Source organism: Pseudomonas sp. CBC3, from assembly GCF_037967085.1.
GTDB lineage: Bacteria > Pseudomonadota > Gammaproteobacteria > Pseudomonadales > Pseudomonadaceae > Stutzerimonas.
Genome location: NZ_JBANEO010000001.1, coordinates 94,042 through 115,437, shown reverse-complemented (window position 1 = coordinate 115,437; position 21,396 = coordinate 94,042). Strand labels below are relative to the sequence as shown.

Annotated in this window: 19 protein-coding genes; 9 read left to right on the top strand and 10 right to left on the bottom strand. The window is 61.6% G+C overall.

Going from position 1 to position 21,396, the window contains the following annotated elements:
- Positions 1–21: 21 nt before the first annotated feature.
- The 4 genes from V6943_RS00575 to gatC form a co-directional block, all read right to left on the bottom strand.
- Positions 22–405 carry a septal ring lytic transglycosylase RlpA family protein gene (locus V6943_RS00575; protein ID WP_340552291.1) on the bottom strand — a complete coding sequence of 128 codons (384 nt, stop codon included), beginning with the start codon at positions 403–405 and terminating at the stop codon, positions 22–24.
- A 160-nt stretch (positions 406–565) separates the two neighbouring features.
- Positions 566–2,011, bottom strand: a complete 1,446-nt coding sequence (gatB, locus tag V6943_RS00570; protein ID WP_340552290.1) for an Asp-tRNA(Asn)/Glu-tRNA(Gln) amidotransferase subunit GatB — start codon at positions 2,009–2,011, stop codon at positions 566–568.
- Between the two features lie 11 nt (positions 2,012–2,022).
- Positions 2,023–3,474 (bottom strand): Asp-tRNA(Asn)/Glu-tRNA(Gln) amidotransferase subunit GatA, encoded by a 1,452-nt coding sequence (gatA, locus tag V6943_RS00565; protein WP_340552289.1) that lies wholly within the window; start codon positions 3,472–3,474, stop codon positions 2,023–2,025.
- A gap of 14 nt (positions 3,475–3,488) precedes the next feature.
- Positions 3,489–3,776, bottom strand: coding sequence for an Asp-tRNA(Asn)/Glu-tRNA(Gln) amidotransferase subunit GatC (gene gatC, locus V6943_RS00560; RefSeq protein ID WP_131649890.1), 288 nt, complete (start codon positions 3,774–3,776; stop codon positions 3,489–3,491).
- A gap of 313 nt (positions 3,777–4,089) precedes the next feature.
- Here gatC and mreB point away from each other — a divergent pair, with 313 nt between their 5' ends.
- From mreB to tldD, 8 genes are all read left to right on the top strand, one after another.
- Entirely contained in the window at positions 4,090–5,127 is a 1,038-nt protein-coding gene (mreB, locus tag V6943_RS00555) for a rod shape-determining protein MreB (protein ID WP_131649891.1), read from the top strand.
- Between the two features lie 127 nt (positions 5,128–5,254).
- A complete protein-coding gene (gene mreC, locus V6943_RS00550; protein ID WP_218568020.1) occupies positions 5,255–6,226 on the top strand; it encodes a rod shape-determining protein MreC in 972 nt (323 codons plus the stop codon).
- Positions 6,223–6,711, top strand: coding sequence for a rod shape-determining protein MreD (gene mreD, locus V6943_RS00545; protein ID WP_131649893.1), 489 nt, complete (start codon positions 6,223–6,225; stop codon positions 6,709–6,711). Before mreC ends, mreD begins: the two co-directional genes overlap by 4 nt.
- An 81-nt stretch (positions 6,712–6,792) precedes the next feature.
- Positions 6,793–7,383, top strand: coding sequence for a Maf family protein (locus tag V6943_RS00540; RefSeq protein WP_181100078.1), 591 nt, complete (start codon positions 6,793–6,795; stop codon positions 7,381–7,383).
- A 245-nt stretch (positions 7,384–7,628) separates the two neighbouring features.
- Complete coding sequence (gene rng / locus V6943_RS00535; RefSeq protein WP_131649895.1) at positions 7,629–9,086, top strand: ribonuclease G; 1,458 nt, start codon at positions 7,629–7,631, stop codon at positions 9,084–9,086.
- A gap of 271 nt (positions 9,087–9,357) precedes the next feature.
- Positions 9,358–13,158: a YhdP family protein gene (locus V6943_RS00530; RefSeq protein WP_340552288.1), complete on the top strand. Its 3,801-nt coding sequence runs from the start codon at positions 9,358–9,360 to the stop codon at positions 13,156–13,158.
- A gap of 34 nt (positions 13,159–13,192) precedes the next feature.
- Positions 13,193–14,038, top strand: coding sequence for a carbon-nitrogen hydrolase family protein (locus V6943_RS00525; protein WP_340552287.1), 846 nt, complete (start codon positions 13,193–13,195; stop codon positions 14,036–14,038).
- A 2-nt stretch (positions 14,039–14,040) separates the two neighbouring features.
- On the top strand, positions 14,041–15,483 hold the full coding sequence (tldD, locus tag V6943_RS00520; RefSeq protein WP_340552286.1) for a metalloprotease TldD: 1,443 nt from the start codon (positions 14,041–14,043) through the stop codon (positions 15,481–15,483).
- Between the two features lie 60 nt (positions 15,484–15,543).
- Here the strand turns inward: tldD and yjgA are convergent, their stop codons facing one another.
- A complete protein-coding gene (gene yjgA, locus V6943_RS00515) occupies positions 15,544–16,065 on the bottom strand; it encodes a ribosome biogenesis factor YjgA (RefSeq protein WP_131649899.1) in 522 nt (173 codons plus the stop codon).
- Positions 16,066–16,171: 106 nt separating this feature from the next.
- Between yjgA and pmbA the strand changes: the two genes are divergently transcribed.
- Positions 16,172–17,518: a metalloprotease PmbA gene (gene pmbA, locus V6943_RS00510; RefSeq protein ID WP_131649900.1), complete on the top strand. Its 1,347-nt coding sequence runs from the start codon at positions 16,172–16,174 to the stop codon at positions 17,516–17,518.
- A 128-nt stretch (positions 17,519–17,646) separates the two neighbouring features.
- On the opposite strand, the gene V6943_RS00505 is transcribed toward pmbA, so the two are convergent.
- The 5 genes from V6943_RS00505 to V6943_RS00485 all read right to left on the bottom strand — a co-directional run bounded on the left by V6943_RS00505 (position 17,647) and on the right by V6943_RS00485 (position 21,277).
- Positions 17,647–17,919, bottom strand: coding sequence for an HPr family phosphocarrier protein (locus V6943_RS00505; RefSeq protein ID WP_181100083.1), 273 nt, complete (start codon positions 17,917–17,919; stop codon positions 17,647–17,649).
- An 8-nt stretch (positions 17,920–17,927) separates the two neighbouring features.
- Positions 17,928–18,785 (bottom strand): RNase adapter RapZ, encoded by an 858-nt coding sequence (rapZ, locus tag V6943_RS00500; RefSeq protein WP_131650045.1) that lies wholly within the window; start codon positions 18,783–18,785, stop codon positions 17,928–17,930.
- Between the two features lie 135 nt (positions 18,786–18,920).
- Positions 18,921–19,385: a PTS IIA-like nitrogen regulatory protein PtsN gene (ptsN, locus tag V6943_RS00495; RefSeq protein WP_131649902.1), complete on the bottom strand. Its 465-nt coding sequence runs from the start codon at positions 19,383–19,385 to the stop codon at positions 18,921–18,923.
- Between the two features lie 6 nt (positions 19,386–19,391).
- Positions 19,392–19,700: a ribosome hibernation-promoting factor, HPF/YfiA family gene (gene hpf, locus V6943_RS00490; RefSeq protein WP_131649903.1), complete on the bottom strand. Its 309-nt coding sequence runs from the start codon at positions 19,698–19,700 to the stop codon at positions 19,392–19,394.
- A 68-nt stretch (positions 19,701–19,768) separates the two neighbouring features.
- Positions 19,769–21,277 carry an RNA polymerase factor sigma-54 gene (locus tag V6943_RS00485; RefSeq protein WP_340552285.1) on the bottom strand — a complete coding sequence of 503 codons (1,509 nt, stop codon included), beginning with the start codon at positions 21,275–21,277 and terminating at the stop codon, positions 19,769–19,771.
- Positions 21,278–21,396 lie beyond the last annotated feature (119 nt).

Here is a 21,396-nt window from a genome sequence, read left to right as displayed (position 1 = left end):
TGTGAACGGGCGTGTAGCCCCTCAGTCGATTGTTTCGATTTCTACGTTGACTACACCGTCTTCGAGCAGATCGAGCTTGCCGGCCGCAACCCGCGACAGGTCGATGATGCGTCCCGGCTTGAACGGGCCTCGGTCGACGATACGCACTGTTACCTTTTTGCCGTTCTCCAGATTGGTCACCTTCACCTGTGTGCCAAATGGCAGGGTCTGGTGCGCGGCGACTAGTTCGTTCTGATTGAAGATCGTGCCGCTAGCGGTCTGCTCGCCATGAAAGCTACGAGCGTAATAGGAGGCCTTGCCCTGCTGGGTGAAGGTGCTTTTGACTTTCTGGTCGTTGCTCTGGTCTTCGGCGCAGCCGCCGATCAGGGCGAGCAGCAGTGGAACAAGCAGCGGTCTGGTACGCATGAGCCAATCCTTCTGCGCGGAATCGGTCAGATACCGGCCAGCGGATTGCTTCATGGCCTCGAAAGGCTTTGAGCGTCAAGCGGGGCAGCCGTTCAACGTTTCGTGTGTTGCGGTCAGTAGCGAAACGAGACGAGCCCGATGACAGGCTCGCCCCGTCGATTCAACCCTCGAGTTTGCGTTTGAGCAGTTGGTTCACCTGGCCGGGGTTGGCCTTGCCTTTCGATGCCTTCATTGCTTGCCCGACGAAGAAGCCGAACATTTTGCCGCGCTTGGCTTCGTCGCTGGCGCGGTACTGCTCGACCTGCTCGGCGTTAGCCGCCAGCACCTCGTCCAGCATCGCCTCGATGGCGCCGGAGTCGGTGACTTGCTTGAGGCCTTTCTTCTCGATGATTTCGTCAGCCGAGCCTTCGCCGGAGGCCATCGCCTCGAACACCATCTTGGCGATCTTGCCGCTGATGGTGTCGTCCTTGATGCGTACGATCATGCCGCCCAGCTGTGCGGCGGATACCGGCGACTGGTCGATCTCCAGCCCATCCTTGTTGAGCAGACTGGACAGCTCGCCCATCGCCCAGTTGGCGGACAGCTTGGCATCGCCGCAGGTTGCATTGACCTGCTCGAAGTAGTCGGCCAGCTCGCGGCTGGCAGCCAGAACGTCGGCGTCATAGGCGGACAGCCCGAATTCGCGCTGGAAGCGCTCGCGCTTCTGTACCGGTAGTTCCGGCAGGCTGGCACGGATATCGTCGAGAAAGCTCTGCTCGATCACCACTGGTAGCAGGTCGGGGCAGGGGAAGTAACGGTAGTCGTTGGCTTCCTCCTTGCTGCGCATGGAGCGCGTCTCGTCCTTGTTCGGGTCGTACAGGCGAGTTTCCTGCACCACCTTACCGCCGTCCTCGATCAGTTCGATCTGGCGCTGCACCTCGTGGTTGATGGCCTTTTCGATGAAGCGGAAGGAGTTGACGTTCTTGATTTCGGCGCGAGTACCGAACTCGGCCTGCCCCTTGGGCCGTACCGAGACGTTGCAGTCGCAGCGCAGCGAACCCTCGGCCATGTTGCCGTCGCAGATGCCCAGGTAGCGCACCAGCGAGTGCATGGCTTTCACATAAGCGACCGCTTCCTTGGCCGAACGAATGTCCGGCTCGGATACGATTTCCAGCAGCGGCGTGCCGGCGCGGTTTAGGTCGATGCCGCTCATGCCGTGGAAGTCTTCGTGCAGGCTCTTGCCGGCATCTTCTTCCAGATGCGCACGGGTGATGCCGATGCGCCTGGTAGTGCCGTCTTCCAAGGTGATGTCGAGAAAGCCCTTGCCGACGATGGGATGGTCCATCTGGCTGGTCTGATAGCCCTTGGGGAGGTCCGGGTAGAAGTAGTTCTTGCGCGCGAAAACGTTCTTCTCGGCAATCTCGGCATCGATCGCCAGGCCGAATTTGCAGGCCATGCGCACGGCTTCGGCGTTGAGCACCGGCAGCGTGCCGGGCATGCCCAGATCAACCAGACTGGCCTGAGTGTTGGGTTCGGCGCCGAAAGTGGTAGCGCTGCCGGAGAAAATCTTCGATTGGGTCGAGAGCTGTGCGTGAATTTCCAGCCCGATCACGGTTTCCCATTGCATCTTCAATCTCCTCAGAATCCGGCCGGGGCGCGCAGGTGCCAGTCGCTGACCTGTTGATACTGGTGCGCCATGTTGAGCAGGCGCGCTTCCTGGAAGTAGGGCGCCAGAAGCTGTACGCCCACCGGCAGACCGTCGATGAAACCGGCCGGCATGGACAGGCCCGGAATGCCGGCGAGGTTGGCGGTGATGGTGTAGATGTCTTCCAGATAGGCCGAGACCGGGTCGGCGTTCTTTTCGCCGAGCTTCCAGGCCAGGTTCGGCGTGGTCGGGCCGAGAATCACGTCGACTTCATTGAAGGCGCTGACGAAGTCGTTCTTGATCAGGCGACGGATCTTCTGCGCCTTCAGGTAATAGGCATCGTAGTAGCCGGCGGACAATGCATAGGTGCCAACCATGATTCGGCGCTTGACCTCGTCACCGAAACCTTCGGCGCGCGATCGCTTGTAGAGATCGGTGAGGTCCGCTGGATTCTCGCAGCGGTAACCGAAACGCACGCCATCGAAGCGCGACAGGTTGGAGCTGGCTTCGGCGGGCGCGATCACATAATAGGAAGGAATGGCGTGCTGCATGTTCGGCAGGCTGATGTCCTTCACCGTGGCGCCGAGTTTCTTCAGCTCTTCCACCGTCGCCATTACCGCAGTGGCGATCTTGGGGTCGAGACCTTCGCCAAAGTATTCTTTCGGCAGGCCGATGCGCAGGCCGGAGAGCGGCTGGTTCAAGGTGGCGAGGTAATCGTCCAGCGGCTGGTCGACGCTGGTGGAATCTTTCGGGTCGAAGCCGGCCATGGCTCCGAGCATCAGCGCGCAGTCCTCTGCGGTGCGGGCCAGCGGGCCGCCCTGATCGAGACTGGAGGCATAAGCGATCATGCCCCAGCGCGACACCCGTCCGTAGGTAGGTTTGATTCCGGTGAGGTTCGTCAGTGCGGCGGGCTGGCGGATTGAGCCGCCCGTGTCGCTGCCAGTCGCGGCGGGTATCAGGCGCGCCGCCACCGCAGCGGCGGAACCACCGGAGGAGCCGCCCGGCACGCGGGTCAGGTCCCAAGGGTTTTTCACCGAGCCGTAAAAGCTCGATTCGTTGGCCGAGCCCATGGCGAACTCATCCATGTTCAGCTTGCCCAGCGAGACCGCACCGGCTGCGGCGAGCCGCTCGACAACGGTGGCGTCATAGGGGGACTTGAAACTGTCGAGGATCTTCGAGCCGCAGCTGGTACGCACACCCTGGGTACAGAAAAGATCCTTGTGACCGATTGGCGCACCCAGCAGCGCGCCATTCTCGCCATTGGCACGGCGTGCGTCGGCCGCCTGAGCCTGGGCAACGGCCTGCTCTTCGGTCACGGTGATGAAACTGTTCAATTGCGGGTCGAGCGTCTGGATGCGTTCGAGCAGCGAGCGAGTCAGCTCTTCGGCGGAAAAGCGCTTGTCGGCCAGGGCGCGGGCGATTTCGGCGAGGGTCAGTTGGTGCATGTCGGCGTCCTTCATTACTCGATCACCCGTGGGACCAGATACAGTCCGTCTTCCACGGCCGGCGCGATTGCCTGGTAGCTGTCGCGCTGGTTGCGTTCTGTGACCTCGTCCGCACGCAGGCGCTGGCTAGTTTCCAGCGGGTGCGCCAGCGGCTCGATGCCGTTGGTGTCGACGGCTTGCATGCGGTCGATCAGGCCGAGGATGTTGTTCAGGGTCTCGGTGGTGCGGGGCAGGTCGTCTTCATTCAGACCCAGGCGGGCCAGATGAGCGATCTTTTCCACCTCGGAGCGTTCAAGCGCCATCGGGATTCTCCAGCGGGAAGCGAGTCGGGCGTGCCTTCCGTCGGCCAAGACCGACACAAGAGCAGCAAGGTCGAGCCGCAGCGGTGGGCATTCGAGCCCGGAAAAGCCGTCAATCTTACATGTCTACGGCGCTTGCCGGTAGCGCGGCTGCGGCTTGCCGGCGGTCCGGAGGTTCTGCCGCGTCGATCATTTTTCGCGCGTTGGCTCACGTCTGGCCCGCCAAGCACGGACTCGCGCCTTGCCCTACGTTCGCGCCATTGTTAGAGTTTGCGGCACTTTTTTCCCCACGCGTTTGCCCCAGGGCCCTTTTCCCATGTTCAAGAAACTGCGTGGCATGTTTTCCAGCGATTTGTCGATCGACCTGGGCACTGCCAATACCCTTATTTATGTGCGCGATCGCGGCATCGTCCTGAACGAGCCGTCAGTGGTTGCCATTCGTTCCCACGGCAACCAGAAAAGCGTCGTCGCGGTGGGTACCGACGCCAAACGCATGCTCGGTCGTACCCCCGGCAACATCAACGCCATCCGCCCGATGAAAGACGGTGTGATCGCGGACTTCAGCGTTTGTGAAAAAATGCTGCAGTACTTCATCAACAAAGTTCACGAGAACAGCTTCCTGCAGCCCAGCCCACGCGTGCTGATCTGCGTTCCGTGCAAATCCACTCAGGTCGAGCGCCGTGCGATCCGTGAATCGGCTCTCGGTGCTGGTGCGCGTGAAGTATTCCTGATCGAAGAACCAATGGCTGCGGCCATTGGCGCCGGCCTGCCGGTCGATGAAGCGCGCGGTTCGATGGTCGTCGATATTGGCGGCGGTACCACCGAGATTGCGCTGATCTCTCTCAATGGGGTGGTCTACGCCGAATCCGTCCGTGTCGGCGGCGATCGTTTCGACGAATCCATCGTCACTTACGTGCGACGCAACTACGGCAGCCTGATCGGCGAATCCACTGCCGAACGCATCAAGCAGGAAATCGGCACAGCCTTCCCCAGCACCGATGTGCGTGAAGTCGACGTTCGCGGTCGCAACCTGGCTGAAGGCGTGCCGCGCAGCTTCACGCTCAACTCCAACGAGGTGCTCGAGGCCCTGCAGGAATCCTTGGCGACCATCGTCCAAGCGGTAAAAAGCGCGTTGGAGCAATCGCCACCGGAACTGGCCTCCGATATCGCCGAGCGCGGTCTGGTGCTGACCGGTGGTGGTGCTCTGTTGCGCGATCTGGACAAGCTGCTGGCACAGGAGACCGGTCTGCCGGTGATCGTCGCCGAAGAGCCGCTGACCTGCGTAGCGCGTGGCGGTGGCCGGGCGCTGGAAATGATGGATCGTCACGCCATGGATCTTTTGTCCACGGAGTGAACCACAAGCAATAAGCTCCAAGCGCAAGCCGAAAGCGGGGTGAGCCCTGCTCTCGGCTTGTCGCGTTTAGTTTGAAGCCTGCAGCTGCGAGGACCCGTCCATCAAACCACTATTCGCCAAAGGACCCTTGCTCGGAGTGCGCCTGCTGGTGCTTTCCGTGCTCTGTGTCGTGTTGATGGTGGTGGACGCACGCTTCGAGACGCTCAAACCCTTGCGCAGCCAGATGGGGCTGGTGCTGACGCCCTTTTACTGGCTAGCCGATCTGCCAGTGCGAACCTGGCAGCGGGCCACGGAGCAGCTCACCAGCAGTACCAGCCTGGTCGCCGAGAACGAGAAGCTCAAGGCTGAGGCGTTGTTGATGCAGCGGCGCCTGCAGAAGCTGGCGACGCTGACCGAGCAGAACGTGCGGTTGCGCGAGTTGCTCAACTCCGCCGCACTGGTCGATGACAAGGTGATCGTCGGTGAGTTGATCGGACTCGATCCCAATCCATTCACGCACCGCATTCTGATCGACAAGGGCGAGCGTGACGGCGTGTTCCTTGGCCAGCCGGTGCTCGACGCCAGTGGCTTGATGGGGCAGGTCGTCGAAGTGATGCCCTATGCCGCCAGGGTGCTGTTGCTGACGGACGTGACCCACAGCATCCCGGTGCAGGTCAACCGTAACGGGCTGCGGGCCATTGCGGTTGGCACCGGTAGCCCAGACTACCTGGAGTTGCGCCACGTTGCCGAGACGGCTGATATCAAGGAAGGCGATCTGTTGGTCAGTTCCGGGCTGGGGCAGCGTTTTCCCAGCGGCTATCCGGTCGCTCAGGTCACCGAAGTGGTGCGCGGCTCCGGCCAGCCTTTCCTGATCGTCCGCGCCATTCCCACCGCCATGCTCAACCGCAGCCGCTATCTGCTGCTGGTCTTCAGCGATTCGCGAACGCCAGAAGAACGTGCTACCGACGCAGCGCAGGCGCAGGAGACGGCGGATCGCGAGGCGGCCGATTCAGGCGAATCAGCGACGGCCGCACCCGCCGAGGCTGAATCCGACGCTCAAACACCCGATGCCGCGGTCGCGCCGAACGAAACACCGCCGAATGGCGAGGAGCGGCCATGATCAGCGGACGGCAGAATAATGGCTGGGTCATCTGGCTATCGCTGGCGCTGGCGCTGCTGCTCAGCGTGGCGCCCATGCCGCAGAGCTTCGGGCTGGCGCGTCCGCTCTGGCTCGGCATGTTCATCGCTTACTGGGCAATTGCACTACCGCACCGTGGTGGCATGGCGGCGGCGTTCTTCTTCGGCTTGATGCTCGATGTGCTGTCTGGAACCTTGCTAGGGCAGAACGGTTTACCGCTGATCTTGATCACCTTTCTGGTGCTGAGCCTGCAGCAACGCCTGCGGATGTTCCCCTTGCTACAGCAAAGTCTCGTGTTGATGGTGATTCTGGGGATCGGGCAACTGGTGCAGCTGTGGCTCAATACGCTGACAGGCAATCGCCCGCCGACGCTTCTGTTTCTCATACCCGTGCCGGTCAGTGCCTTGCTCTGGCCCTGGGTCTTCGTCGCCCTGCAATGGGCGCGTCGGCGTTTCAACGTCTACTGAGCTGCAGGTGCACGGTTCCGGGATGCTTCCGAGCATGGACTGGATCTGCGAATCTGCTTCGCTCATACCCAAGGAGTTGGCATGCCGACATTGTTTCTCGCCTCCGCCTCACCGCGCCGCCGTGAACTGCTGATGCAGATCGGCGTTCCGTTTTCCGTCCTCTCTGTCTCCATCGATGAAACCCCTGGCCCAGCAGAGCCGCCGGACGTCTATGTCCAGCGTCTGGCCCGGGAGAAAGCCTTGGCTGGTCTGGCGCTGCTCGACGATGCCTCGGCCTGTGTGCTGGGCGCCGATACCACGGTCGTGCTGGACCAGCAGATCCTCGGAAAACCGGCGGACAAGACCGATGCGCTGAAAACGCTGCTGGCGCTGTCCGGACGCGAACATGAAGTGATGACCGCCGTCGCGCTGGCTAGCCCGGCGGGTTGCGTGGTGCGACTGGTCACCAGCAAGGTGCGCTTTCGGACCATTCGGCCTGAGGAGGCCGAAGCCTATTGGGCCAGCGGCGAGCCGCAGGACAAAGCGGGCAGCTACGCCATTCAGGGCTGGGGAGCGGTCTTCGTCAGCGCGCTGGAGGGCAGCTACTCGGGCGTGGTCGGGCTGCCGTTATGCGAAACGGCGCAACTGCTCGGCACGCACGGGATCGAGTACTGGACTAAAAGCTGCGCCTAGCCTGTACGGCTAGTTGATTACCTCAAGTTCGGACGACTGAGGTTCTGAGACGAGGCGCTGCGACGAGTCATAGCTGGCTATGGTGAGGAGCGGCAACGCAGTATCAGGGCCTCAGGCGCCGAAATTGACTAATTGAACTAGCCACACAGGCCACTACAGCCCTGTGGCTTGAAGGCGTATGCCGTTAGAATCGAGCCAACTCGTCAGCTTCGGCTGGTTCACCTGTCCATCGGCCGAGAACAACAATGAGCGAAGAAATTCTGATGAACATCACCCCCATGGAGTCGCGGGTGGCGGTGGTGGAGAACGGTGTCCTGCAGGAGGTGCATGTCGAGCGCACCCAGCGCCGCGGCATCGTCGGCAATATCTACAAAGGCAAGGTGGTCCGCGTGCTTCCCGGCATGCAGGCGGCCTTCGTCGACATCGGTCTGGAGCGTGCGGCATTCATCCATGCATCGGAAATTTCCAGCCGGGAAGGCAATGCGGTCGAGCCCATCAGCGCGCTGGTTCATGAGGGGCAGGCGCTCGTCGTGCAGGTCACCAAGGACCCGATCGGCACCAAGGGTGCGCGCCTGACTACACAGCTGTCGATACCTTCGCGCTACCTGGTCTACATGCCCAAGACCAGCCATGTCGGTATTTCCCTGCGCATCGAAGATGAAGCCGAGCGTGATCGCCTCAAACAGGTGGTCGCCGAGTGCGTCGCGGCTGAAGGCATCAAAGAGACCGGCGGCTTCATCCTGCGCACCGCCGCCGAAGGTGCCGGCAGCGATGAAATTCTGATGGACATTCGCTACCTGCGCCGCTTGTGGCAGCAGATAGATGGGCAGATGAAGACTGCCGGCGCGCCTTCGGTCATTTATGAGGATCTGTCGCTGGCCATGCGCACCCTGCGTGATCTGGTCAATCCGCGCATCGAAAAGATCCGCATCGACTCGCGCGAAAATTTTCAGAAGGTCAGCCAGTTCGTCGATGAGCTGATGCCCGAGCTGAGCGAACACTTGGAGCATTATCCCGGCGAGCGGCCAATCTTCGATTTGTACAGCGTCGAGGACGAAATCCAGAAGGCGCTCGAGCGCAAGGTCATGCTCAAGTCCGGTGGTTATCTGATCATCGATCCTGCCGAGGCAATGACCACCATCGACGTGAATACCGGTGCCTTCGTCGGCCATCGCACCCTCGAGGAAACCATCTTCAAGACCAACCTCGAGTCCGCCACCGCCATCGCCCGTCAACTGCGGCTGCGCAATCTTGGCGGGATCATCATCATCGATTTCATCGACATGGAAGACGAAGAACACCGTCGCCAGGTCCTGCGCACGCTGGAAAAGCAGCTCGAACGTGATCACGCCAAGACCAACATCATCGGCATCACCGAGCTGGGGCTGGTGCAGATGACGCGCAAGCGTACACGCGAAAGCCTTGAGCAGGTGCTGTGCGAGCCGTGCATGTGCTGCCAGGGGCGCGGCAAACTGAAAACCCCGGAAACCGTCTGCTACGAGATTTTCCGCGAGATTCTTCGCGAGGCCCGCGCCTATCAGCCCGAAGGCTATCGGGTGCTGGCGAACCAGAAAGTCATCGACCGGTTGCTCGACGAGGAGTCAGGAAACGTTGCCGATCTCGAGAGCTTCATCGGACGCTCGATCAAGTTCCAGGTCGAGACCATGTATTCCCAGGAACAGTACGACGTGGTGTTGCTCTGAATAGGGTCTGTTGCCGTTTCGCTGCGAGCCGCGCAACCCGTAGGGACGGGCCGGTTTTTGTGCGATACGGCGTTTCTCGTCGCTTATTTGGAGCGACCAAACTGCGCGACTCGTGCGATCTCCTGGGGTGGAGTGAATGCCGCAAGCCCGCCGGGAGCGGGCGCGGCCTTGTCTCGCGCAAAAACCGGCTCCGTCGCGGCCGCGACGAAACGGGAACAGACCCTAGACGCAAGCCTGGCCATCCGGGCTCGGATGAGCGGAGCGTATCCGTATGAGTCGGCTGCTGGCGGTGGTTCTCGTCTTCCTGCGTCGTTGCCTTTGGTTGGGCGCGATCGGCCTGATGCTGCTGGCGCTCTACGTGAGTCTCGGTCGTCAGCTGGTTCCGCTGGTCGCGGAGTACCGTTTGGAGGTTCAGGACAAGGCGCGTGAGTTGCTGGACATGCCGGTGGCGCTCGGAAAGCTGGAAGGCCGCTGGGATGGTTTTGCACCGCAGTTGCTGGCGCAGGATGTGATTCTGGGCGCGGGCGATGCGGCGGTGCGGCTGGATCGACTGACGCTGGTGCCGGACGTGGTCGCGAGTCTCCTGTCTCGTCAGTTGCACTTCAACGCAGTGGAGTTCACCGGCGTGCACCTGAGCCTAGTGCAGAGCGCCGAAGGCAAATGGCGTGTCGATGGCCTGCCCGAGCGCGCCGACAACACCCCCATGGACCCTCAAAAGCTGCTTGCCGAGCTGCAGAAGATTCGGCGTTTACGGCTTCTGGACAGCCAGATAACCCTTGAGGCCCATGCCGAAGCGCCACTGACCCTGACCTATGCCAATCTCGAATTGCGCACCGAGGACGGAAAGCTGCGCCTGGACGGCCGCTTGCTGTTACCGGATGGTCAACCCTTGAGCCTGCGTGCCCAAGCGCGCGTCGCAGCGAATGACTGGCGCGCCAGTGAGGCCGAGCTCTACCTCAGCCTGCCGCAGAGCGAATGGGCCGCCTGGATACCGGCGAGTCTGACCGGCAACTGGAACCTCGCCCAGCTACAGGCAGGCGGAGAGATCTGGCTGGACTGGCGTGACCAGGGCGTGTCCCGCGCGGTGGCCCGAATGAACGCGCCGGCATTACAGGTAGGCCAATCGCAACGCGAGCCGGTGCAGATTCAGGATCTGGCGATAAATGCTTATCTCGACCGCGCGAGCGAAGGCTATCGCTTGCACCTCGATGGTCTGGCGTTCACCTTCGAAGAAACTCGCTGGCGGGAGACCGCCGTGGTGCTCCAGCAGAACATTGCCGAGAATCGCTGGCGCTTGCAGGCCGATCACATCGCCATCGCGCCGGTAGCGGCGCTGGTGCATGCCGGAGTCGAACTGCCCGAAGTAGCCGCCGAGTACCTGCTCGGCCTGGCTCCCAGCGGAACGCTGCGCAATCTGCAACTCGACTACCGCCCGGCCGCGCCCGGTGCCGAGCGGCTGGCCTTCACCGCCAACCTCGATGAGGTCAGCATCGCTGCGCATAAGTGGATACCGGCTGCGCGCAATGTCAGTGGCGTGGCAGAGGGTGATCTTGCCGGCGGTGAGCTGCGTTTCGATAACCACGACTTCAGCCTGCATTTAGCTGAGTTGTTCCCGGAGCGCTGGGATTACCCTCGCGCCCGCGGCAGCCTGCGCTGGAAGCTCGACGAGCAAGCGTTCACGCTTGCCGCGCCCTATCTGCAGATCGATGGAGATGAAGGGCGGATCGCCGGCGATTTCCTGATCCGCCTGATGCGGGATCCAGCGGTCGAAGACTATATGGATCTGCGGGTCGGCATCAGCGACGGCGATGCTCGCTACACTCAGAAATACTTGCCGACCCGTTTACCCGCGTTGAGCCCCGCATTGAGCGAATGGCTGAACACGGCGATACGCGGCGGTATCGTGGAACAGGGTTATTTCCAGTATCAGGGAGCGTTGGGTAAAAGCGCTGACGATAACGCCCGCAGCCTTAGCCTGTATTTCAACGTGAAGGATGCCGAACTTGCCTTCCAGCCTGGCTGGCCGGTGTTGCGTGAAGGGCGTGGCGAGGTACTGATCGAGAACAGTGGCGTGCGGGTACGGCTTGCCGAAGCGCGCATGCTCGACAGTCGTGTGCGTGACGCCACGGCAGACATCCCGCTGGGCCACGCCGCTCCGCCGCGGTTGAATATTCAGGGTCGGGTGGACGGCCATCTGCGGGACGCGCTGACCGTGATGCAGGTGGCTCCGATCGGCACCGCCGAGCTGTTCGCCGGCTGGCGCGGTGACGGTCCCCTGAGTGGCTCGCTGCAATTGGGCATTCCGCTGGGCGGGGGCGGGCGCCCCCAGGTGATTGCTGATTTTTCCAGCACCGATGCTTCGCTGTCGATTACGCAGGCAAAGCTCCAGCTCGAAGCGTTGGCGGGCGAGTTTCGCTATGACAGCGAGCGGGGCTTCAGTGCTAAAGCGTTCCGAGGGCGCACGCTGGGTAGTCAAGTGCAGGGAAAGGCCACCGCCACTGGTGAGCCGGGCAAACCGTCCACGCGAATCGAGGCGTCAGGCACCGTGGCGGTGCAGCAGCTGCTGGCGTGGGGCGAAATCGAACAAGCCTTGCCGGTATCTGGACAGCTGCCTCTCCGGCTAAACCTTTTCCTGGGGAGCGAAGGCAGCCATTTGCAGGTGGACTCTTCGCTGCTGGGCGCGGTGCTGGCGCTTCCCGCGCCGTTCGGCAAGCCTGCCGTGGAGCGGCGTGACACCACGCTACGGATGACATTCGGCGGTGAGCGCCAACAGTACACGCTCAGGCACGACAGGCTGGCGGCGCTGACCTTCGTCGCGCCGGGCACCAACTGGGCTGAGGGCGGCGGTGAGCTGGTACTGGGCGGTGCTGCGGCAAACATGCGTACTGATCAGGGCTTGCATGTGCGAGGCAGCCTGCCACGGCTGAACCTAGGGGAATGGCAGGCGTTGCTGGAATCCTATGGCGATACGTCGAAGAGTGAGGCCGGTGTTTCGATGCTGCGTTCGGTTCAACTCAACATCGGCGTGTTTGAAGGCTTTGGCACGCAAATCGATAACCTGGGTATCGAGCTGCAGCCTGCTTCTACCGGTTGGTTGCTGGGTCTGAATAGCGAGACGGTCGCTGGGACCGCCCGCCTGCCGAATACCGACGGCGAACCCATCGTGCTGGATCTTTCACGCTTGCGGCTTCCGGCAGCCGACCCGAACGAGCCACAGGAGCAGCCACGTGATCCGCTGGCCGCCGTTGACCCCAAGGCGCTGCCGGCAATAGATATCGCCGTGGCCGAAGTACTGCGCGGCGAGGAGCCGCTGGGCGCCTGGTCGTTGAAGATGCGACCCACCACCGATGGCGTGGCTTTTTCAGATATCGATCTGAACCTCAAAGGGCTGAGGATCGGCGGCAATGGCGGTTGGAACGATTCACGAACCTGGTACAAGGGCCGGCTAGAAGGCGAGAACCTCGCGGATGTGTTGCTGGCCTGGGGCTTCGCCCCCTCGACTACCAGCGAGGATTTTCGTCTGAACGTGGAAGGCAATTGGCCGGGGTCGCCGGCATTCTTCGGTATGAATCGATTGTCCGGCCGGCTCGACGCCCGACTGCGCAACGGGCAGCTCCGCGAAGTGGACGGCGGGGCGCAGGCGCTGCGGGTCTTTGGCCTGCTCAATTTCAACTCGATCGGACGTCGACTACGGCTGGATTTCTCCGATCTGTTCGGCAAGGGGCTGAGCTACGATCGGATCGAGGCTGAACTGCTCGCGACCGACGGCATCTACACGACCTCAAAGCCGCTGACGGTTACCGGGCCGTCAAGCAATCTCGAACTCAATGGCCGGCTGGATCTGGTCAATGATCAGATCGACGCCAGGCTGCTGGTGACGCTCCCGGTCAGCAACAACCTGCCGCTGGCGGCGCTGATCGTCGGCGCGCCGGCCATCGGCGGTGCTCTGTTCGTCGTCGATAAGCTGTTGGGCGACAAGGTCGCCCGCTTCGCCAGCGTTCAGTACAAGGTCGAGGGCTCGTGGCAGGCGCCGAAGATCACCTTCGACAAACCCTTCGAAAAGCCCAACTGAGCCTTCTTCAGCGCGACCAATCCAGAGTATGTCCATGACCCTTGCCGTGATCCAGATGACCAGTCAGGCCGATATCCAGGCGAATCTCGCCACTGCCAGACGGTTGCTGGAACAGGCTGCCGAGGCTGGAGCAAAGCTTGCGGTGCTGCCGGAAAATTTCGCCGCCATGGGGCGCACCGATCTACCCGCAGTCGGAAGGGCCGAAGCCGACGGTGCCGGCCCGATACTGCCGTGGTTGAAACAGACCGCACGTGACCTCAGGTTATGGATAGTCGCCGGCACGTTGCCGCTGCCGCCGGATGATCAGCCGCAGGCGAAAGCCAGGGCCTGTTCGCTGCTCGTCGACGACCAGTGTCAGCGCGTTGCGCGATACGACAAGCTGCATCTGTTCGATGTCGATGTCAGCGATGCGCGGGGCCGCTACCGTGAGTCGGACGGCTATGCAGAGGGTGATCGGCTGGTGGTAGTCGATACGCCGGTGGGCCGGCTGGGAATGACCGTCTGCTATGACCTGCGTTTTGCCGAGCTGTACTCGGCGTTACGTCTGGCCGGCGCCGAGTTGATCAGCGCCCCTTCGGCCTTTACCGGGGTGACCGGTCAGGCTCATTGGGAGATGTTGATACGCACGCGGGCCATCGAGACGCAATGCTATATGCTGGCCGCAGCCCAGGGTGGCGAACACCCTGGCGGACGAATGACCCACGGGCATTCGTCTATCGTGGATTTCTGGGGACGCGTGTTGAGCGAGCAGGCCACTGGCGAAGCGGCATTGATCGCCAAGCGGGATGCCGACGAACAGGCTGCGATGCGCCAGCGTATGCCGGTGCTGAACCATCGCCGATTTTGCGCGCCCCGTATTGCCTCGGGCACTTTGGAGTAGATATGAGTGAACTGTTGTTACCCGTCACCGAGCGACTGCTGACACCGGGTGGGCTGGGGCTAGATGATTTGCCGGGCTTGCTTGGCGAACTGGCCGGCCCCGGCATCGATGCTGCGGACCTGTATTTTCAGGACCAGGTGACCGAGTCCTGGGTGTTAGAAGATGGCATCGTCAAGGAAGGCAGTTTCCACATCGAGCAGGGCGTGGGCGTCCGCGCATTGTCCGGAGAAAAGACCGGCTTCGCCTACAGCAACGCGATCACAGCCGATGCGCTGCGCCAGGCAGCCGAAGCGGCCCGCTCGATTTCTCGCAGTGGCCAGCAGGGCCGTGTCGAGGTGCTGTCGAAGGCGGCCTTTGCACCGTTATACGTTCAGGACAATCCGCTGGATGGGCTCGGCCGGGCGGAAAAGGTCGAGCTGCTCAAGCGCATCGACGTCGCCACGCGGGCGCTGGACCCGCGCATCAAACAGGTGACGGTGAGCCTGGCCGGTGTTTGGGAGCATGTGCTGGTGGCGGGGCTGGACGGCGGCATGGCTGCCGACATTCGCCCGCTGGTGCGCTTCAACGTCAGCGTCATCGTCGAGCAGAACGGACGTCGCGAGCGCGGCGGGCAGGGCGGCGGTGGACGTACCGGCTATGACTACTTTCTCAACGAAGACCGCGCGATGGGCTATGCGCGTGAAGCACTAAGGCAGGCGCTGGTGAATCTCGAGGCCGTGGCGGCGCCGGCCGGCACCCTGCCCGTCGTGCTCGGGCCGGGCTGGTCCGGCGTGTTGCTGCACGAGGCGGTGGGGCATGGCCTGGAAGGCGATTTCAATCGCAAGGGCAGCTCGGCCTACAGCGGCCGGATCGGCCAGCAGGTCGCCTCCAAACTGTGCACCATCGTCGATGACGGCACCCTCGCCAACCGCCGGGGCTCGCTTAGCGTCGACGACGAAGGCACGCCCACTCAGTGCACAACGCTAATCGAAAACGGCATTCTCAAGGGCTACATCCAGGACAAGCTCAACGCGCGTTTGATGGGCGTTGCGCCTACGGGTAATGGACGGCGTGAGTCCTACGCGCACCTCCCGATGCCACGGATGACCAATACCTACATGCTGGCGGGCGAAAGCGACCCGGAAGAGATCATCCGCTCGGTGAAGAAGGGCATCTACTGTGCGAGTCTCGGCGGCGGGCAGGTGGATATTACCAGTGGAAAATTCGTGTTCTCGACCAGCGAGGCCTATCTGATCGAGGACGGCAAGATCACCGCGCCGGTGAAGGGGGCGACTCTGATCGGCAACGGTCCGGACGTGATGAACAAGGTGTCGATGGTCGGTATCGACCTGGAACTGGACAGCGGTGTCGGCACCTGCGGCAAGGACGGCCAATCGGTGCCGGTGGGTGTCGGACAGCCGACACTGAAGATCGACGGGATTACGGTGGGGGGAACGGGAGCTTGAAGCTGAGGCCCGAAGCTGAAAGCCAGTCCAGATCACTTCAGCTTCAGGCTTCAAGGCAGCTTATTTCAAACCGCGCTTGGTTTCATCGAGGTCGCGGATGTACTTAAAGATCTTGCGACTGGCCGCTGGCGGCTTGTTTCGCGCCGCTTCGTGCTGAGCATGGCGGATCAGGCTGCGCAGTTGCTGGCGGTCGGTTTCGGGATATTCGGTGACGAAGGCTTCGAGGGTTTCATCGTTGCCGGCGATCAGGCGATCGCGCCAGCGTTCCAGGGCGTGGAAGCGCTCGTTGTACTGGCGAGTGGAGGCGTCGAGCTGGTCGACGAGGGCCAGGATGCCTTCGATATCCTGGTCGCGCATCAGCTTGCCGATGTATTGCAGGTGGCGTTTACGCGCGATGTTTGCCGTGTGCTTGGGCGCATCGGCCAGCGCCTTGCGCAGCGCATCGGTGAGAGGAAGGCGATCCAGCACGTCGGGCTTGAGTGTGGCGAGGCGTTCACCCAGCTCCTGCAGAGCATGAAGCTCGCGCTTGACCTGGGTTTTGCTTTTTTCCTCGAAGCCGTCGAGATCGGAAATATCAGACATGGGGCTGGTCCAGTAGGAAATGCCGCCATGATAACAGCAGCTTTGCTGCGCAGCTCAGCCGAGCGCTGGCGGCTGCGATTTGATCGAATCAATGCTTGGAGTGTTTATGAGTGAAGTTGAGGGGATAGGCCCGCACGTGTTGCCGGGACTGCGCGACAGGATTGCGCAGATCATCGAAGAGGCGAGCCGCCAGGGTGCCAGTGCCTGCGAGGTGTCCGTCTCGATGGAGCAGGGGCTGTCGACGACGGTTCGTCAGCGAGAAGTGGAAACGGTCGAATTCAATCGTGATCAGGGCTTCGGTATCACGCTGTACGTCGGTCAGCGCAAGGGCTCGGCGAGTACCACCGGCAGCGGCGACGAGGCGATTCGCGAAACCGTGGCGGCGGCACTGGCGATCGCCAGGCATGCGTCGGAAGACGAATTCGCCGGGCTCGCCGATCCTGCTCTGATGGCTAAGGATGTGCCGAACCTGGACCTTTACCATCCCTGGAGCATTGCGCCGGATGAGGCGGTGGAGTTGGCCTTGAGCTGCGAGGCGGCGGCCTTCGCGGCTGATTCGCGCATTCGAAATGCAGACGGCACCAGCCTGAGCACCCACCAAGGGTGCCGCGGCTATGGCAACAGCAACGGCTTCATTGGCGCCTACTGCAGCACCCGCCACAGCCTGAGCAGCGTGATGATCGCCGAGTCCGATGGGCAGATGCAGCGCGATTATCACTATGACGTCAGCCGCGTCGCCAGCGATCTGGCCTCTGCCGAGTCGATCGGTCGTCGTGCCGCTGAGCGCGCCGTTCGCCGTCTCGGCGCTCGCCCCGTGCCGACGTGCGACGTTCCAGTGCTGTTCTCCTCGGAACTGGCGACTGGGTTGTTTGGGCATTTCCTCGCGGCGATTTCCGGCGGCAATATCTATCGCAAGTCTTCCTATCTGGAAGATGCGCTGGGCCAGACGCTGTTTCCCGAGTGGCTGAGCCTCGACGAGCGTCCGCACCTGCTGCGCGGGTTGGCCAGTTCGGCCTATGACAGCGATGGCTTGGCGACCTACGCCAAACCCTTCGTCGAGAATGGCAAGCTGCTTTCCTATGTGATGGGCACCTACTCCGGACGCAAGTTGGGAATGCCCAGCACGGCCAATGCGGGCGGCGTGCACAACCTTTTCGTCACCCACGGGGATGAGGATCAGGCTGCACTGATTCGCCGTATGGGACGTGGTTTGCTGGTCACCGAATTGATGGGGCAGGGCTTGAACCTGGTCACCGGCGACTACTCGCGCGGTGCTGGCGGTTTCTGGGTCGAGAATGGTGAGATTCAGTTCCCGGTACAGGAGGTTACTATCGCCGGCAATCTGCGCGACATGTTCCGCCAGATCGTCGCGGTCGGCTGCGATGTCGAGACGCGTAGCAGCATTCACACGGGATCGGTGCTGATCGAGCGAATGAAGGTGGCGGGGAGTTAAAGCGGCAAGTTGAAAGCCGATAACAGCTGGAGGCTAGCTGGGCGAAAAGAGGCTGTAAGGTTGAAGCGAGTAGTTTGAAAAGGCTCGGCGGGGCTCGGCACTGTTTCGCTTCCAGCCTTCCAGCTGCTCTATTCTCCTTCCTCGAAATAGTCTTCGATCAGTGCGATCAGCGCATCGACTGCCTCTTGCTCCTGCTCGCCCTCGGTGTGCAGGTGCAGGTTGGTGCCCTTGCTGGCGGCTAGCATCATGACCGCCATGATGCTTTTGCCATCAACGAGGGTGGCAGGACAACGGCCAATGCGGATGTCGCAGGGAAACCGGTTGGCGACGCCGACGAACTTGGCGGCTGCGCGGGCATGCAGGCCCAGCTTGTTGATGATGGTGATTTCGCAGGAGGGCATGTGGGGTCCTAAGCCAGGTCGCGATGGCGTACCTGGACATTCTTCAAAGGTTCGCGCAGCGCCTGGCCGAGTCGCTCGGCCAGATAGACCGAACGGTGGTGCCCGCCGGTGCAGCCGATGGCGACCGTGACATAGGCGCGATTGCTGGCGGCGAAGCGCGGAAGCCATTTGCTCAAGTAGGCGAAGATGTCCTGAAACATATCTTCGACATCCGCTTGTGTGGCGAGATAGTCGATGACGGGCTGGTCCAGCCCGGAAAAGTCGCGCAGATCGGCCTTCCAGTACGGATTCGGCAGGCAGCGCACATCGAACACGAGGTCGGCATCAACCGGCATTCCACGCTTGAACCCAAAGGACTCGAAGAGAAACGCCGTGCCCGGTTCCGGCTTGTTCAGCAGGCGAAGCTTCAGCGTGTCACGCAATTGATAGAGGTTCAGATGCGTCGTGTCGACCTTGAGATCGGCGAGGTCGATGATGGGAGCCAGAAGCAACTCCTCGTCACGGATGGCCTCGGCCAGCGAGCGATTCTGGTTGGTCAGCGGATGGCGCCGACGGGTTTCCGAGAAGCGCTTGAGCAGTGTCTCGTCCGCCGCATCGAGGTACAGCACATCGCACTGGATATGCCGGGCGCGGGCCTCTTCAAGCAACTCGGGAAAACGCTTCAACTGGCTGGGCAGGTTGCGCGCATCGATGGATACGGCGACCTGCGGCTGTATCAGCTCCGTATGCAGCAACGCCCGTTCCGCCAGTTCCGGCAGCAGTCCGGCGGGAAGGTTGTCGATACAGTAGAAGCCGTTGTCCTCGAGCACGTCGAGCGCGGTGCTCTTGCCAGAGCCGGAGCGACCGCTGACGATGATCAGGCGCATGGCGGCGCGACGCCCGGCAGGATACGAGCGTGCTGGCATGAGCCTGGCTGCACGCTGTACTGTCGAGGTGGTTGGTGCAAGGTTAGGGACACGTCTCTTTCCTCACTCGTCGCAGGGCCAGCGAGATGGTTTCCGCTAGTGGCCGCTCTGAATATCAACGACGGTCTGATACAGATCCTGTCCCGTTCTGGCCTGGCGCAGACGCTCACGAACGTCCTCGCGATCGAGCATGCTAGCAATCTGGCGAAGCAGTTCGAGGTGTTCGTCAGTCGCCGCTTCCGGCACGAGCAGGACGAACAACAGATCGACCGGAGCGCCGTCGATGGCATCGAAGTCCACCGGATCGTCCAGCCTCAACACCGCGCTGAGCGGCGAGGTGCAGCCGGGCATGCGGCAGTGCGGGATGGCGATCCCGTTGCCGAAGCCGGTCGAGCCTAGCTTTTCGCGGGCAACGAAGCTTTCGAAAATGGTTTGAGAATCCAGATCAGGAAGGTCTCGGCCAAGCACCTTGGCGATCTGTTCCAGTACGCGCTTCTTGCTGCCGCCCGGCACGTTCACGAGGGAACGTGCGGGGGTCAGGATGTTTTCTAGTCGGATCATGATGGGCTAGCGAGCTATTGCACCCTGGTTATGGTCGAGCTGTTTTTCTTTGTGCTTGATGAGCTGCCGATCGAGCTTGTCGGCAAGGAGATCGATTGCCGCGTACATGTCTTCATGCTCGGCATTGGCGACGACCTCGCGTCCGGCGACGTGCAGTGTGGCTTCGGCTTTTTGCTTGAGCTTTTCGACTTGAAGGATCACCTGGACGGCAATGATGCGATCGAAATGCCGTTCCAGTCGGCTGAATTTCTCTTCGACGTAGTTACGCAGGGCTTCTGTGATTTCCAGATGAAGTCCAGTGATGTTGGTTTGCATACTGCATCTCCTTTTTGCCACGTGCGATTGACGGGATGACCCGTCACCGGAAGAAATCGACCTGACATTTACATCAACCGCTTACGTTCGCTGGATGGTGCGATACCGAGTGATTCGCGGTACTTGGCGACGGTACGGCGTGCAACTTGAATCCCCTGTGCCTCCAGTAAACCAGCGATCTTGCTGTCGCTCAATGGCTTTTTCGGGTTTTCCGCAGCCACCAGTTTTTTGAGGATCGCCCGTATGGCGGTGGAAGAGCATTCGCCGCCCTCCGCCGTGCTGACATGGCTGGAGAAGAAGTACTTCAGCTCATAGATGCCGCGTGGCGTGTGCATGTACTTCTGCGTGGTGACTCGTGAGATCGTCGACTCATGCATGCCTACCGCCTCGGCGATGTCGTGCAGCACCAGCGGCTTCATCGCTTCATCGCCGTGCTCGAAGAAGCCGCGTTGATGTTCGACGATCTGCGTGGCGACCTTCATCAGCGTCTCGTTGCGGCTGAGCAGGCTCTTGATGAACCAACGCGCCTCCTGAAGCTGGTTGCGCATGAAGGTGTTGTCGGCACTGGCATCGGCGCGTTTGACGAAGCCTGCGTACTGAGCGTTCACGCGCAGGCGGGGCATTGCCTCCTGGTTCAGTTCGACCAGCCAGCGGCCATTGTGCTTGCGCACGATCACGTCCGGCACGACGTACTCCGGCTCGCTCGCTTCGATCTGCGAGCCGGGTCGAGGATTGAGCGTCTGGATCAGGTCGATGACCTGGCGCAGCTCGTCTTCCTTGAGCTTCATGCGGCGCATCAGCAGGCTGTAGTCGCGGCTGCCGAGGATATCCAGATGGTCGCTGACCAGTCGCACCGCCTCGCTTAGCCACAAGGTTCGCCCCGGCAGTTGACGCAGTTGCAACAGCAGGCATTCGCGCAAGTTACGTGCCCCGATGCCAGCCGGTTCGAATTGTTGAATGCGGCGCAGCACCACCTCGATCTCGTCGAGTTCGATTTCCAGCTCTGGATCGAACGACTCGAGTACTTCCTCAAGGGTCTCGTCGAGGTAACCCTGTGGGTTGATGCAGTCGATCAATGTGGCTGCGATAAGGCGGTCTGTATCGCTCATCGGTGCGAGATTGAGCTGCCAGAGCAAGTGGCTCTGCAGGCTTTCACCGGCTGAGGTTCGAGTGGTGAAATCCCATTCGTCATCATCGCTGCTGGGCAGGCTGCTGGCGCTCGTCTGGTAGATGTCTTCCCAGGCGGTGTCCACCGGAAGCTCATCGGGAATGCGGTCACCCCAATCGCCTTCCTCGAGGTTCTCCACCGTGTTGATGGGTTCCTCGTAGTGATTGTCAGGCTCGCTCTGTTCGGTCGGCGTGCTTTCCGGCTTTTTCTCGATCGACTCGGCCATCGGATCGGAGTGATCGAAATCCTCTCCGTCCTCTTCACGCTCGAGCATGGGATTGGAATCCAACGCTTCCTGAATCTCCTGCTGGAGATCGAGCGTGGATAACTGGAGCAGTCGTATGGCTTGTTGCAGCTGCGGTGTCATCGTCAGCTGCTGGCCCATCTTCAGGACTAGCGATGGTTTCATGGCAGAGGACTTCGAACCTTGTTTGCCGGCGCAACCGCGCCTGTTCCGATTTCGCTGGCGCTGGCAGGCGCCAATGTAAGCAAATTATATGCCTGCCATCGAAGCTTTTGCCTAGTCCT